Here is a 14,510-nt window from a genome sequence, read left to right as displayed (position 1 = left end):
AAGCTGCCTGTACATCAGGCAGCTTTTTATAATGACTTATTTACCTCCAGTAAATACAGAGACGATCGCGTTCCAAATGGAGACAAAGAAATCCCAAATCTTTTGAAGTAGGTTTTTCCCTTCATCTGATTCTATGAATTTCGTAATCTTGTCTTTTGCTTTATCGATTTGAGATCCTACCTGGTTCCAATCGATATTGATGTTCTTCATTTTATCGAATAGAGAAATAAGCTGATCCTTTTGATCTTGCGTTAGATTTAAGTTTAAATCAGAAGCAGCCTGATCCACTTTTTCTTCTACTTCTTTTGTTGTTTTAGGGACACCATTTTTCGCAATGTCATCCTTGATTTTTGCAATAAGGGCAGAAGCATTGTCTTTCCCGATGGAGTCACCCAATTTAGACGTTGTCACAAGCTCTTCGTTTGCTACCTGCTTCACATCTTCTGGAATGGCTTTGTCGCTAGACACTTCATAGGCCTTTAATAAACCCGTCAGTGCGGCTGTACCAGAAACTTCAAACGGTGCAGTCACAACAACCTTGGCATCCTTGACACCGGCTGTCATTAATGCATTTAAATACATCTCATCTGTAATGGTCTTGATGTTATGTGTATCCACAGTCAGACCAGTACCTGATTTTTCAATGGTGATAGATGAAGATGATAATGCTCTCGTCCCGATAGAAGAACGGGGGATATACTTTCCTAAATATTCATGCTCTTCTTTATTGGTTACTTCAATTTTTGTCGCATTTTCAGGTGGATTCAACTCGTCAAGCACCTTTTGGCGATCAGCCTGAGTTAAGTCTTGCCCAAGTGTGACGATGACATCGCCGACAGCTGCATCCGCTAAGCTGACTTTTGGCGCACCAATGAGGAAAAGGAGCGCTGCCATCATACTAAGCATTGATTTTTTAAACATGTTGACCTCCTTCAAGTCGAAAGGGTTCCTCTTTCAAGAGAAACTCATCTTTTGAGTACACGTAAAGAAATGTACTCCATCATATAGACGTAACAAATCGATTCGACGTTTCAATTTTCTTTTTAAGATGTTTTCCTTTTCCAATAAATAAAGACCTGTTGCTCATTCTGTTATCAATTTAATAGGAAAAAAGGATCAAGCTCTTCTATTGTATCAATCCTAAGAAAAGAGGTAAATCACAATCAAAGAGCAGGGGATGTTTAACATGACCGAAAATGTGCTATAATGAGCGTTGTTTAACCTGAAAGGAGAATGTGAAAAATGGCAAAAAAAGGATACATAAAACTAACGAATGGTAAGAAACTTGAGTTTGAACTATACCCAGAGGCTGCTCCAGGTACAGTAGCAAACTTTGAAAAATTAGCGAATGAAGGCTTCTACGATGGATTGAAATTCCACCGCGTCATCCCAGGCTTCGTAAGCCAAGGTGGCGATCCAAACGGTAATGGAACAGGCGGTCCTGGTTACACAATTAAATGTGAAACAGAAGGGAATCCACATCAACACGAAAGAGGTTCATTATCAATGGCGCATGCTGGAAAAGACACGGGCGGCAGCCAATTCTTTATCGTCCATGACCCGCAGCCGCACTTAAACGGTGTTCACACTGTTTTTGGCAAAGTAACATCTGGTATCGAGGCTGTTCTAGATATGGAACAAGGCCAAGGAATGGAAAAAGTCGAAGTTTTCGATGCTTAATCCAAAACACCGTTTAAACGCGGTGTTTTTTTATTATCAATCTGATTTTACGGTTATTTGTTCCGTGAGGCGGTAGGTGATGAACCAATATAAAAGGGCAATAGCGCTAACAGAGGCGCCAAATAAACATACTCCGCTCCAGCCATTGTTTGCGTATATGCTAGTGGAAGCAATGGAACCAGTCGCACTGCCGATGGAGTAAAAAATCATATAAGCAGCAGTGAGCCGGCTTCTCGCCTCAGGCAGCACTGTGAAAATCATACTTTGGTTGGTCACATGTACGGCCTGCACAGATAGGTCAAGAATAATAATACCTATGATTAATAAAATGAGTGAATATTCAGTGAAAAAAATAAAAAACCATGAAACGAATAATAGGACAAGGGCTATACAAGTTGTTAATTGTCCTAAGCCTCGATCAGCAAGGCTTCCAGCCCGAGTAGCGCCTAATGCTCCGGCAACTCCAGCAAGACCAAATGCACCGATCGCCGTATGTGAAAGATTGTGTGGCGAGCTGCTGAGAGGCAGCACGAGCGAAGTCCACAACGTACCAAACACGATAAAGATCAGAAAACCCAGTATGCCTCGGATGCGCAGAATTTGTTCTTGTCTGAACAATGTAAACATTGAAGCAAGCAGCTTCATATAGGATATTGACGCTCTCTCGCTGTCAGCCCGCGGGAGATACCGGTATAACACGGCGGTTATGATGAGCATCATAACGGCAGACACGAGATAGACTGACCTCCAGCCGGCGAGATCGGTTAGTACACCAGCAAACGTTCGTGCGAGAAGAATACCAATCACAATGCCACTTTGAACCAAGCCCACGATACGGCCTCGTTCTTCAGGAGCAGCCCATGTCGCTGCGAACGCTACGAGTACCTGAGTGACCACAGCAAGCATGCCGACGGAAGCCAGCCCTATAAACAGGACGGTGGCAGTAGGGGCGATGCCGACTAGAATCAGAGATAACACGGATACTAGCATCTGAGCCATGATGAGCCGCCTTTGATTGAACAGATCACCAAGTGGTACGATCAGTAGCAGTCCTAGTGCATAACAAAGCTGAGTAATCGTAATGACAATGCCAATGGATGAATAGGTGATGCCAAACTCGGATGCGAGGGAGTCTAATAACGGTTGTGCAAAGTATATGTTTGCAACTGCCATCCCGCAGGCTGACGCAAAAAGCAGAGCCATATAGCGAGTCATCGCTTGCTTCGGTTTGTTTTGTAAATGAGCCGTTTCCAAATCAAGATGTTCTATGGAAATGATTTTTTCTTTCACCATGCATGTCGTCGTCTCCTTTTGTACTAAAAAGTATAATATACTGATCGGTATATTATGATTCCTGTTAAGGATAACCAACAAAACATTTTAAAGTCAACACTTTCATCTTGAAAGAGGAAGGAAATTTGACAATCATACGTCGATAAAATAAAATTATAATGTACCGATTGGTAATCAAATAGACAATAATATCAAAAAATAGATACCTGACTTTGTGAAGAAATTTTAATGTTGAAATGAGGAATTGCTGATGGTTCGACAACGGGAATTTGACAAGGAAAAAGCGTTGGATGAGGCAATGGTGCTTTTTTGGGAAAAGGGGTATAGGGCCACTACATTAAGCGATTTGACTGAAAAAATGGGAATACAGCGGCCAAGTTTATACTCAGCGTTTGGAGATAAAGAGGAATTATTTGAGGCCGCATTACGCAAATACACAAAGCAGCATGCTGCCCATATTCGAACAAAACTTCAAAACAAACTTTCTGTCAAGGAAGCATTTCATACATTATTTGCAGATTTAGTAGAAGAGGAATATAGAGATGGTCCGAGTAAAGGGTGTTTTTGCATCAATACAATAGTGGAACTTGCGCCACACGAAGAGAAATTTGAAATTCTGACAAGAGAGCATCAGATGTATCTTTCCGTCATTTTCGAAGAAAGAATTGTTCAAGGTATTCGCTCGGGTGAGCTCAAAAGTAGCCTGAATGCGAAAGCTTTAGCACAAACACTGGTCGTTTCTTTCATAGGACTGACCGTCCTCATGAAATCTCGTCCAGAACGTTCATTTTTAGATCATTCTGTAGCGACGATACTTTCCATATTAAAATAATGACAACATGCTATGGCATCCTCCTTCAATAAGAGTGATAGCGTATTTTGAACTAAATATCAAAATACGCTTTTTCTTTTAGGACAGTGGTGGACAAAATTCGATTTTGTGATATGATAAGAGAACAAACATTCGTATTTGTGGGTGTCGCCACATTGTCAGTACAAATCTAAAAAGCGTGGTCATGCTGAAAGAAAGCAGGAGATAATTTGAAACCATTAACAAAAGAAGAAAAAAATCAAATGATGATTGCCATTCAGCGTTACTTTGCCGAAGAACGAGAAGAAGAAATTGGTGAATTAGCAGCCATCAATATACTAGAATTTATCACAAAAAACCTTGGAAGCTACTATTATAATCAAGGGGTTCGTGACAGCCGGAACATCGCTGTTCAGAGATCGCAATTGTTAGAGGAAGATTTATTTGCACTCGAAAAAAGATGATCATCAATCATGTGCGCCTTGCTAACTGATAAAGAGGAAAGAGACCCCCTTAATAAAGAACGCATATTCGTATCATATGTAATGATGAAAAAGTGGAACCAAGGGTCCATCTCAATCGTTATATAAGTAACCATTAATGGAAAACAGCTTTTTGGTTTTATTTCATCAAAAGAAGGAATAAAACATACAAATAGGCGAAGTGCAGATGATGGAGGTTCTAAATATGGGGAAAATTAAATTGAAAATGGCCATCTTATTTGTTTTACTGCTTTGTTTAGGCGCAGGTTATTTATACATGAATGGCATGAAAATTGAAGATGTGCCAACAGCCATTGGTGAAAGCTTAACAAATAATGATAAAGATTATACCATCTATGAATATACCATTACGAAAATTGACGGAGATGAATATTACGGTCAAGCAAAAAACGGCACAAAAATCATTTTTAGTGGAAAGAAATTCGAAGATGATGTGGCCGACTTGAAGAAAGGTGATCGTATTAAAGCCTACTTTAGTAATGAAAAGAGAATAGATGGTCTTATAAAAGTAGTAAAAGTCGTTAATTAACAAGTCTCCTTTCCTATAAGGAGGCTTTTTTTGTGAGAAATCTTGATTGTTGCATTTGACAACAAGGATCGCTATAATAGCCCCTAAGGACAGCTAAATATCGATTGTATCCTTCGGGGCAGGGTGAAAATCCCGACCGACGGTAATAAAGCAAATGCTTTACAGCCCGTGACCCGTTAATTTATTAACGGTTGATTCAGTGAAAAGCTGAAGCCGACAGTGAAAGTCTGGATGGGAGAAGGATAAAGAAAGCTATGAACGAAAAATATTTATCGATCATAGTTTTATTTCTGATGCAAAAAAGCCACAGCCCCGGAATTTTTTCCGGGGCTTTCTGTATGTTCATGTAGTGAATAGACCGGCATGCAGTGTTTATTAGGTGATCCCTCATCTACCTTGTATGGACCATAAAAAGCGACGAAGGTGCTCAATCGATCACATGTCCCTAACATCGCTTTTTTAAAAAGTGAGAAATACAAATGAAAAGAAAGGGAGGATCACATGTTTACGGGGATAATTGAAGAAGTAGGCGCAGTTCAGTCATTAAGGAAAAAGTCAGCAGATGCCATAGAAATTGTCATTCAGTGCAGCCGTGTGCTAGAAGATGTTCACCTCGGAGACAGTATTGCGATCAATGGTGTATGTCTTACAGTCACAAGCTTTACAAAAGCACAGTTCGCAGCAGATGTGATGCCAGAAACGGTCAAAGCGACATCACTGGATCAGCTGACATCAGGCAGTCCAGTGAATTTAGAGCGGGCCATGTCCTCGAATGGACGATTCGGCGGTCATTTTGTCTCAGGCCATGTTGACGGGACGGCAGTCATTACCCGAATAGAAAAGAAAAGTAATGCCATTTACTATGATTTAGAGATGGACAAGACCCTCACAGATATGCTTGCGCAAAAGGGTTCGATCGCAATAGATGGTGTCAGCTTAACCATTTTCGATTTGCAAGATTCACACGTCACAGTCTCTATTATTCCTCATACGCTTGAAGGAACTATTTTCCCGACTAAATCTATGGGAGAGATCGTGAATATAGAGTGTGACATGATCGGTAAATACATCTATCGCTTTTTAACAAAAGAACAAGGCGGAAAGCAGCCATCCCGATTGACCCCATCATTTTTAAAAGAGCACGGATTCTAGGAGGCGATTGTATGTATCATTTAGTAGAAGAAGCAGTAAATGCTCTGAAAGAAGGAGAAATCATTATCGTAGTGGATGATGAAGACAGAGAAAACGAAGGAGATTTTGTGGCACTTGCTGAGCATGCCACGCCTGAAGTGATTAACTTTATGGCTTTACATGGAAGAGGTCTCATTTGTACACCGGTCCATGCGTCGATTGCCAAACACCTGAACCTGCATCCAATGGTAGAACAAAATACAGATGCACACCATACAGCTTTTACAGTGAGCATCGATCATGTGACAACGACGACTGGTATTAGTGCTTTTGAGCGCTCTACGACCATGCTTGCCATGTTAAATAAAGACGCAACTCCAGAAGAATTTGCCCGCCCAGGTCATGTATTTCCGCTCATTGCAAAAGAAGGCGGCGTACTAGAAAGACCAGGTCATACAGAGGCGGCGGTAGATCTTGCGAAACTGGCAGGTTCAGAGCCAGCGGGTGTCATTTGTGAAATCATGAATGTAGATGGCTCAATGGCGCGTGTTCCAGAACTAAAAGAAATCCAAAAACAGCACGGTTTAAAGATGCTGACAATAGAAGCATTGCAAACCTATTTAAATAATAAAGAAACAGCAGCTATCGAAACAAAATAAAAAATCACAAAAAAGGATGATCAACATATGAATACAATACAAGGGCATGTAGTAGCAGAAGGACTAAAATTTGCAATTGTCGTCGCGAGATTTAATGACTTTATTACAAGTAAACTGCTTGACGGAGCAGAAGATACATTGCTCAGACACGGAGCAAACGGTGACGATATTGATGTCGTGTGGGTACCGGGTGCTTTTGAAATTCCGTACATGGCAAAAAAACTAGCTGAAACAGAGAAATATGATGCTGTCATTACACTTGGAACTGTAATCAGGGGCGCAACAACTCACTACGATTATGTTTGTAATGAAGCCGCTAAAGGAATTGCTCAAAGTGCCATGTCAACAGGGATACCGATTATCTTTGGTGTACTAACAACAGAATCCATTGAACAAGCTATCGAAAGAGCCGGTACAAAAGCTGGAAATAAAGGCAGCGAATCGGCTGCAGCTGCCATTGAAATGGCGAATCTCAACCGTACCTTTCGTTAATTTAGTGAAAAAGAGTTTAAAAACGGTATAAAAATGTTTATAATGTGTGATGAGCAAATGATTCGTGAGACATTTGCTGGACATAAGGATAATTTGAATATTGAGGGGTATATATGTTAATTCGTTATAAGAGGTCTTTTGAAAAAATTGCCATGGGGCTACTCTCCTTCATGCCGGGTGAGAAAGACGTCAAACAGCTTCAGCAGACGATGAAGTCATATGAAATGGATGAAAATCGGCAGCTGTTCCTTTGGAAAGATGGCGAGGATATCGTAGGTGCTATTGGTGTGTTGAAAACAGACGACCAAGTACAAATCGAGCATATTAGTGTGAATCCATCCCATCGAGATCAAGGAATCGGCAAGGAAATGGTTTTAGCCGTGGAAGAGGTATTCAAAACCAAAACACTCATTCCAAATGAATTAACGCAAGGCTTCTTTCATAGGTGTCACAGTGAAACAAATTAAATATCACACATGTAAAAGCAGAGGCTACAGTCCTCTGCTTTTTTTACGTTCGATTTGCTTTTTTCGTTCAAGCAATACATCTGTCCGGTCACGCAGTCTATGTTTTTCGATCAAAAATGTGTGGGATAAGTTGCTCTCCTGGCCAAAGATCAGTCCGTCTTTTTGAGCCATTTCTTGGCATAGAGACAGGAGCGCTTCATCTTTAATCGGGAGCATCACACTTTCGTAGGGCATGTCTTCAGCCATTTTCTTCTTCAGCGTTCTCAGAAGTTTGAGAAACGCCTCATCATCCAGACCGAGGTTCGATAATACGGGCCGGTTTGCTTCCAGCAAGTGGAGGCTATTTGAAATGAGCCGTTTTGCACCTTTTCCATTTCCCCGTCTTTGATGATACAAAGCAACGGCAAGCTGAATGAAGCCAACCCAATATTCTTTGCGCTGCTCAGGCGGGTCTTCCTTCCAATATTCCTCAAGAATTTCATGACACTCAAAATAATCTCTTGTCGTATGAAATTCATGTAAAAAAGCCACGTACGCTTCAGGATACACAGTGGTCATCTCCTTTTCCACTCTCAGTCTAACATATTGAAAAGAAAAGAAGAAAGAGCGCCCTTCGTGAAAGGACGCTCTGTTTCTTTAATAAACCCAAGCCGCGCCAACGATGATCAGCAAGATGAAAAGCACGACAATAAGCGCGAAACCTCCGCCAAAGTTATAGCCATCTCCCATAATGATACGGCCTCCTTTTTCATCAGTTCTGTTTACAATGGTATTCTATGTATAAATGCCCTGAGTGGTATGGGCGAAACCACTGTTTTTCTTATTTTGCCTAGGACATCATGGTCGAAATTATATTGGACGAGAGCTTTATCCTGTCTTATACTAAAGGTTAGCCGGTGAAACGGTACTTAGAAGACAGTAGAAATGGTGAGAAAAAATGCTGGAATATCAGGTGAAAATAGATTCGTTTGAAGGTCCATTGGACTTACTTTTACATTTAATCAACCGGTTGGAAATTGATATTTATGATATTCCCGTTGCTAAAATTACGGAGCAGTATTTATTATATGTCCATACCATGAGGGAGCTTGAACTTGATGTGGCAAGTGAATATTTGGTGATGGCTGCAACCCTCCTGAGTATTAAAAGCAGAATGCTCCTTCCGAAACAAGAGGAAGAGCTATTTGATGAAGACCTGCTTGAAGAGGAAGAGGACCCTCGAGAAGAGCTGATTGGCAAACTGATTGAATACCGAAAGTATAAAGATGCAGCACAAGAACTAAAGGAACGCGAGGAAGAAAGGCAAAATGCCTTTACAAAACCTCCGAGTGATTTAAGCGAATTTGCAAAAGAATCGGAAGCGAAGGACACAAACCTGCATGTCACGGTGTATGATATGTTAGGTGCGTTCCAAAAGGTATTGAACCGAAAGAAAATAACGAAACCAGCACCATCTAGGATTACAAGACAAGAAATCCCGATTGAAGACAAAATGAATGAGATTATGAACCATTTAAGAAAAACGAAAAAGCGGACCAATTTCATGACTCTATTTCAACATGATCAAAAGGAGCACCTTGTCGTGACGTTTCTTGCTGTTCTTGAATTGATGAAAGGTCATCAAATCATGTTAGAGCAGGAAGGAAACTTTGAAGACATTTATATTATAGGGAGTGAAACGATTCATGACGCTTGATATCGTGAATTGGAAAGCCATCATAGAAGCGCTGCTTTATGCAGCAGGTGACGAAGGCTTAACAAAAAAACAGCTCATGTCTGTTCTTGAAGTAGAAGAGGCAGCGTTACTCGATATGATGTCTGCCGTAAAGGAAGAGTATCAAAAACAAGAACGAGGAATTGAGCTCATTGAATATGCAGATTCATATATGCTGCTGACGAAAAAGGAATACAGCATTTATTTGAAAAAATTAGTCGAGACCCCATCCAAAGGTTTGTCTCAGGCAGCGCTTGAAGTACTCGCAATCGTTTCTTATAAACAGCCGATCACACGCAGTGAGGTAGAAGAAATCAGAGGAGTCAAATCAGAGCGGGTGCTCCATAGTTTAGTAGCCAAAGCGCTGCTCTGTGAAGTTGGACGTGCCGATGGCCCTGGGCGAGCAATTCTTTATGGGACAACACCTACCTTTTTAGAGCAGTTTGGCTTAAAGGCATTGGATGAATTACCGCCACTTCCAGAGAATGTGGAAGCAGATGGTGTACAAGAAGAAGCTGATCTATTTTTTGAAAACTTCAATCAAACATTTGAAGAGATAAAATAGTTCAAAAGAATGAAAAATGTATGATAAAATATAAAAAAGATTTTACGTCTAACATCTATTGATGTCAGATAAAATGGTCATAAAGCCATGAGGGGAAGGTAAACACAAAACAAATGGCACATATGAATGTAAAGGCTCAAGTTGATCAAGCAGGCGTCTTTTTATCAAAGGTTGCAACTGAAATGAATGGTTTTCTGAACGAAGCTACCTTATCAAGTATGAAACGATTAAACCCTGAAGCGGAAGCCTATTATTGTGACATATTGAATACATTACGGAAGCTTGCAGTGTACAGCGAGGATGCAGCGGCAGTTTGCAGGAAAATCAGCCAGCAGCAGACATTCCCGCAGCAAGCCGCGCAGCAGACGCTTCACCGTATTTATCATCAATGTATTGAAGAGTTTTTCACGCCGAAAAAGGATACATGGTATGAAGACAGCCGTTCCGCATATACAGGAAAGAGCAGCATTGTTTTCCACCATGAAGTATCCGCTGAGATCAAACGATTATTTTCTTCATTAGAAAAAGATTTTTTAGCGATGAGAGAAGAGCTAGAATATACGACATCTCATCAGCAAATGAAAATGGTATAAGCAAGAGGAAGGAGCGTCTCTACATATAGAGACGCTCAGCGTGTAGACAAACCCTCGCATTCGTTGTCAGTCCTGCGTGCTGGTGCTCACGAATGCAAATTCGCTCCGCGCCAGTACTCGTCCTTCCTAGACTGCAAAGGTTTTCTATCACGCTGAAAAGAAGACAAAGGGCTAAAATAAAGTTCATTTTAGCCCTTTGTCGACAATCTGAGCGTCTCTACATATAGAGACGCTTTTTTTTATGGACGAGGCATCATAACTTTTTCAGCCGCGCATACACTTGTACAAAACGGACAAGGACGTGAATGAACATGCCCTATTTAAAAATTGGAACAGCAGTCCTTCTTCTATTTACACTCTTACTGCCTTTTTCCTCACATGCCAAAGCAGATATGTCATTATCGGTGAGTGCAAGAAGCGCCATTTTAATAGATGGACAGTCAGGCAGAGTCCTATTTGGAAAGGACGAGCATGAAAAAAGAAGAATCGCCAGTATTACGAAAATTATGACGGCAGTATTAGCCATTGAATCAGGAAAAATGAAAGACACCGTCAAAGTATCAAAGCGCGCGATACAAGCAGAGGGCTCATCGATTTATTTAAAAGAAGGGCAGAAGGTGAGCCTAGAAGACTTGACATACGGGCTTATGCTGCGTTCTGGAAATGATGCAGCTGTTGCCATTGCAGAGCATGTGGGCGGTAGCTTAGAAGGATTTATTTTTATGATGAATCAAAAAGCGTCTGAACTAGGAATGGAGAATACGAATTTTCAAAATCCGCATGGACTCGATGATCATAAACATCATTATTCATCAGCCTATGACATGGCCATCTTAACAAAATACGCCACGGGGCATAAACAATATCAAAAAATTGCAGGCACGACTTTCTATAAAGCAAAAACGATGGAAGGCTATTGGAAAAATAAAAACAAGCTGGTCACCGGATTATACAAATATTCAACTGGTGGGAAAACGGGATATACGAAGCTTGCAAAACGCACACTTGTCTCTACAGCTGCCAAAGGGGATGCGGCACTGATCGCTGTGACCATTAATGCGCCAGATGATTGGAAGGATCATATCTCTATGTTTGAATATGCATTTGATCATTATAAAACGTACGTACTTGCTGAAAAAGGAAGACTCGCTTCATTAAAAGGAACTTTTTACGAAAAAAAAGCATTTATCAAACGTGATGTGGACTATTTTTTAAATGAAGATGAGAAAAAGCTAGTAGAAATTGAAACGGAAATGCTTACTCCTCAAAAGAAGTGGAAAAAAAACGCCGAGGCCATCCCTGATGTTGTAGGGAAAATGACGTTTTTATTAGATGGACAGGTGATCGAGCAAGTACCGATTTTTTATGAAAATAAACGAAATCGAATGCCTCAAAAAAGCTTCCAAGAAATGTTTAAGTCTGTCTTTCAGACATCTATAGGCGGATCTTCATGGTCAATCTAATTTGGGTATTCCTCACTGTCATCGGTCTTGTGTACGCGATGTTCAACGGAACGATGGAGGAAGTAAACGAAGCTGTATTTAAGGGATCAAAGGAAGCAGTGACCATTTCAATTGGTCTGATTAGTGTCCTCGTTTTTTGGCTCGGGCTGATGAAGATTGCAGAAGAGGCAGGCTTGTTACATTTCTTTAGTAAATTGTGCCGTCCCTTTATTTCAAAGTTATTTCCGGATATTCCGCCTAACCATCCTGCGATGGGATATATTTTGTCCAATCTGATGGCGAATTTCTTTGGTCTCGGGAATGCCGCTACACCGCTTGGGATTAAGGCAATGGAGCAGATGAAAGCATTAAACGGCGGGAAAAATGAAGCAAGCCGGTCCATGATTACATTTTTAGCGGTCAACACATCCTCTATCACACTCGTGCCAACAACCGTCATTGCAATTAGAATGACCTATGGTGCAGATCAGCCAACAGACATTGTAGGGCCAACCATTTTGGCGACACTCATTTCAGGCATTGGTGCCATTCTCATTGATCGCTATTTCCACTATCGCAGAAGCAGGCGGGGGTGATCTCGTGTCATTTATTAACTGGCTGTCACTTGCTTTGATCCCACTGATCATCGCAGGAATTTTAATTGCGGGAACCATTAAAAAAGTACCGACCTATGAAACATTTGTCGAGGGCGGGAAAGAAGGTATTCAAATTGCCTTTTCAATCATTCCTTATTTAGTCGGCATGCTCGTGGCCATTACGATATTCCGCGCGTCTGGTGCGCTTGATTTTGTCATGGGACTGTTAAAACCCGTGTTTACAGCGATCGGCTTCCCGGCAGAAGTAGTGCCGCTTGCGTTTATTCGTCCAATATCTGGCACAGCTGCACTCGGGATGACATCAGACCTCATTGCGACATATGGACCAGATTCTTTTATCGGACAGCTCGCAGCTGTCATGCAAGGGTCAACTGATACCACTCTCTACATTTTAACAGTCTATTTTGGGGCAGTCGGTATAAAAAAAATGGGAGATGCGCTGAAAGTAGGTCTGTTAGCGGACCTCATTGGCATCATTGCATCTGTCATCATCGTCAGTTTGTTATTTAGCGGCGCCTAATGAGGCGCTTTTTTGTCTTTCAATGGATGGAAAATTGCTTTTTAGCTGAAATTAAACAGACGAATCGCTTATTTTTCCACGAATGCTTGTTTGTTTTAAGTCAAGCAAGTAAGATAGTACATGAGGTGAAAGACAAAATGGAACGTTTACAGAAAGTAATTGCACATGCCGGCGTCGCTTCTAGACGAAAGGCAGAAGAATTAATTAAAGAAGGACGAGTTACCGTTAATGGTCAAACAGTGACAGAGCTCGGAGTAAAAGTGGGCTCTTCAGATAAAATTGAAGTCAACGGATTAAAGCTTGAAAGAGAAGAACCGGTTTACTTTATGCTTTATAAACCGCGCGGCGTCATTTCAGCTGCCGAGGATGATAAAGGACGTAAGGTTGTCACAGATTTCTTTGATGACGTCCCGCAGCGCCTTTATCCAATCGGCCGCTTAGATTATGATACGAGCGGTTTGATTTTAATTACAAATGACGGGGAATTTGCCCATAAGCTCATGCATCCGAAATACGAAATTGATAAAACATATGCAGCGAAGCTAAAAGGCATCCCATCAAAGGAATTGCTTAGAAAGCTAGAAAAAGGGATTATGTTAGATCATAAAAAGACTGCACGTGCTCGTGCCAAGATGCTTTCTATCGATAAACGAAAGCAGACATCTATCGTTCAATTAACCATTCATGAAGGCAGAAACAGACAAGTGCGCCGCATGTTTGAAGCGATCGGTCATGATGTGTTAAAGCTAAAAAGAGAGCAATATGCGTTCCTTCATATTGAAGGCATGAGACCAGGAGACCGCAGAGAATTAACACCGCATGAAGTAAAGCGCCTGAGAGCAATTGCAGATCACGGGAAAAGCGCTTTTTAATTTTCACATAAACTTCAAAAAATGAAGAAGCATCAAAAGAAGGAGAATGCTATAATTTACCTGAATGTCTATGGGGAAGGGGTACTTCAGATGAAAAAAAGACGGTTTTTCATACGGACGGGCATTCTCCTCGTGATGCTTGCTGCACTATGTTATACCATGTATAACTCAGTATTTGCCAAACAGGATCGGGTCAAAGAAGGATCTATTGCGCCAAACTTTGTCCTTCAATCTGTGGATGGGGAACGGATTGAATTAAAGGACTTAAAAGGCAAAGGCGTCTTTCTTAATTTTTGGGGGACCTGGTGTGGTCCGTGTAAACAAGAATTCCCTTACATGGCAAATCAATATGAAGTGTTCAAGGATCGTGGTGTGGAAATTGTTGCAGTGAATGTTGGGGAATCCAATATTGCCGTGAAGAATTTTATGGGGTCCTATGGCGTGAATTTTCCTGTTGCCATGGACAAGGATCGTCAAGTGACAGAGGCATATGATATTACGCCGCTGCCAACCACATTTTTAATTAATCCTGAAGGCAAGGTAATCAAAGTCATAAAGGGAACCATGACAGAACGTAATGTCTATGATTATATGAATTTGATTAAACCAAAGGGGTCATAGA

Annotated in this window: 19 protein-coding genes, 1 pseudogene and 1 riboswitch; of the genes and pseudogenes, 16 read left to right on the top strand and 4 right to left on the bottom strand. The window is 41.1% G+C overall.

From position 1 onward, the window contains the following. Positions 1–36: 36 nt before the first annotated feature. Entirely contained in the window at positions 37–921 is an 885-nt protein-coding gene (locus MKZ05_RS10650) for a DUF1002 domain-containing protein (protein ID WP_339160066.1), read from the bottom strand. Between the two features lie 321 nt (positions 922–1,242). Here MKZ05_RS10650 and MKZ05_RS10645 point away from each other — a divergent pair, with 321 nt between their 5' ends. Beyond that, positions 1,243–1,680, top strand: coding sequence for a peptidylprolyl isomerase (locus tag MKZ05_RS10645; protein WP_339160064.1), 438 nt, complete (start codon positions 1,243–1,245; stop codon positions 1,678–1,680). 36 nt (positions 1,681–1,716) lie between these two features. Here the strand turns inward: MKZ05_RS10645 and MKZ05_RS10640 are convergent, their stop codons facing one another. Further along, a complete protein-coding gene (locus tag MKZ05_RS10640) occupies positions 1,717–2,973 on the bottom strand; it encodes an MFS transporter (protein ID WP_339160062.1) in 1,257 nt (418 codons plus the stop codon). Positions 2,974–3,223: 250 nt separating this feature from the next. Between MKZ05_RS10640 and MKZ05_RS10635 the strand changes: the two genes are divergently transcribed. The 7 genes and pseudogenes from MKZ05_RS10635 to MKZ05_RS10605 all read left to right on the top strand — a co-directional run bounded on the left by MKZ05_RS10635 (position 3,224) and on the right by MKZ05_RS10605 (position 7,565). Next, entirely contained in the window at positions 3,224–3,805 is a 582-nt protein-coding gene (locus MKZ05_RS10635) for a TetR/AcrR family transcriptional regulator (protein ID WP_339160059.1), read from the top strand. Between the two features lie 209 nt (positions 3,806–4,014). Further along, a complete protein-coding gene (locus MKZ05_RS10630) occupies positions 4,015–4,248 on the top strand; it encodes a DUF2164 domain-containing protein (protein WP_003215556.1) in 234 nt (77 codons plus the stop codon). 223 nt (positions 4,249–4,471) lie between these two features. Then, positions 4,472–4,816 carry a hypothetical protein gene (locus MKZ05_RS10625; RefSeq protein ID WP_003215701.1) on the top strand — a complete coding sequence of 115 codons (345 nt, stop codon included), beginning with the start codon at positions 4,472–4,474 and terminating at the stop codon, positions 4,814–4,816. A gap of 105 nt (positions 4,817–4,921) precedes the next feature. Further along, positions 4,922–5,063, top strand: a riboswitch (FMN riboswitch). 254 nt (positions 5,064–5,317) lie between these two features. Continuing rightward, positions 5,318–5,968 (top strand): riboflavin synthase, encoded by a 651-nt coding sequence (gene ribE / locus MKZ05_RS10620; RefSeq protein ID WP_339160058.1) that lies wholly within the window; start codon positions 5,318–5,320, stop codon positions 5,966–5,968. 11 nt (positions 5,969–5,979) lie between these two features. After that, positions 5,980–6,558: pseudogene (ribB, locus tag MKZ05_RS10615) on the top strand (3,4-dihydroxy-2-butanone-4-phosphate synthase); the annotation flags it as partial. A gap of 75 nt (positions 6,559–6,633) precedes the next feature. Next, complete coding sequence (ribE, locus tag MKZ05_RS10610; RefSeq protein WP_106028744.1) at positions 6,634–7,098, top strand: 6,7-dimethyl-8-ribityllumazine synthase; 465 nt, start codon at positions 6,634–6,636, stop codon at positions 7,096–7,098. Positions 7,099–7,211: 113 nt separating this feature from the next. Beyond that, positions 7,212–7,565, top strand: a complete 354-nt coding sequence (locus MKZ05_RS10605; protein WP_106028745.1) for a GNAT family N-acetyltransferase — start codon at positions 7,212–7,214, stop codon at positions 7,563–7,565. A gap of 24 nt (positions 7,566–7,589) precedes the next feature. Here MKZ05_RS10605 and MKZ05_RS10600 read toward each other — a convergent pair whose 3' ends face one another. Both MKZ05_RS10600 and MKZ05_RS10595 read right to left on the bottom strand, forming a co-directional pair. Further along, on the bottom strand, positions 7,590–8,114 hold the full coding sequence (locus MKZ05_RS10600; protein ID WP_212045943.1) for a DUF309 domain-containing protein: 525 nt from the start codon (positions 8,112–8,114) through the stop codon (positions 7,590–7,592). 87 nt (positions 8,115–8,201) lie between these two features. Then, on the bottom strand, positions 8,202–8,294 hold the full coding sequence (locus MKZ05_RS10595) for a YjcZ family sporulation protein (RefSeq protein ID WP_012010430.1): 93 nt from the start codon (positions 8,292–8,294) through the stop codon (positions 8,202–8,204). 208 nt (positions 8,295–8,502) lie between these two features. Between MKZ05_RS10595 and MKZ05_RS10590 the strand changes: the two genes are divergently transcribed. From MKZ05_RS10590 to MKZ05_RS10555, 8 genes are all read left to right on the top strand, one after another. Then, a complete protein-coding gene (locus MKZ05_RS10590; RefSeq protein ID WP_050943826.1) occupies positions 8,503–9,261 on the top strand; it encodes a segregation/condensation protein A in 759 nt (252 codons plus the stop codon). After that, positions 9,251–9,844 carry an SMC-Scp complex subunit ScpB gene (gene scpB / locus MKZ05_RS10585; RefSeq protein WP_034661126.1) on the top strand — a complete coding sequence of 198 codons (594 nt, stop codon included), beginning with the start codon at positions 9,251–9,253 and terminating at the stop codon, positions 9,842–9,844. The genes MKZ05_RS10590 and scpB overlap by 11 nt, the downstream gene beginning before the upstream one ends. A gap of 113 nt (positions 9,845–9,957) precedes the next feature. Next, positions 9,958–10,437, top strand: coding sequence for a YpuI family protein (locus tag MKZ05_RS10580; protein ID WP_003215803.1), 480 nt, complete (start codon positions 9,958–9,960; stop codon positions 10,435–10,437). A 311-nt stretch (positions 10,438–10,748) separates the two neighbouring features. Then, complete coding sequence (locus tag MKZ05_RS10575; RefSeq protein ID WP_321999313.1) at positions 10,749–11,900, top strand: D-alanyl-D-alanine carboxypeptidase family protein; 1,152 nt, start codon at positions 10,749–10,751, stop codon at positions 11,898–11,900. Beyond that, positions 11,888–12,475, top strand: a complete 588-nt coding sequence (locus MKZ05_RS10570) for a nucleoside recognition domain-containing protein (protein WP_003215919.1) — start codon at positions 11,888–11,890, stop codon at positions 12,473–12,475. Before MKZ05_RS10575 ends, MKZ05_RS10570 begins: the two co-directional genes overlap by 13 nt. A gap of 4 nt (positions 12,476–12,479) precedes the next feature. Continuing rightward, on the top strand, positions 12,480–13,016 hold the full coding sequence (locus MKZ05_RS10565; RefSeq protein ID WP_003216139.1) for a spore maturation protein: 537 nt from the start codon (positions 12,480–12,482) through the stop codon (positions 13,014–13,016). A 137-nt stretch (positions 13,017–13,153) separates the two neighbouring features. Further along, a complete protein-coding gene (rluB, locus tag MKZ05_RS10560; RefSeq protein ID WP_034620508.1) occupies positions 13,154–13,888 on the top strand; it encodes a 23S rRNA pseudouridine(2605) synthase RluB in 735 nt (244 codons plus the stop codon). Positions 13,889–13,978: 90 nt separating this feature from the next. Next, a complete protein-coding gene (locus tag MKZ05_RS10555; RefSeq protein WP_253622460.1) occupies positions 13,979–14,509 on the top strand; it encodes a thiol-disulfide oxidoreductase ResA in 531 nt (176 codons plus the stop codon). Position 14,510 lies beyond the last annotated feature (1 nt).

The sequence above is a fragment of the Bacillus sp. FSL M8-0277 genome (assembly GCF_037975305.1).
In the GTDB taxonomy this organism is placed as follows: Bacteria; Bacillota; Bacilli; order Bacillales; family Bacillaceae; genus Bacillus; species Bacillus pumilus.
Note: the sequence above shows the minus strand (reverse complement) of the source record. Positions and strands in the feature narration are given on the sequence as shown.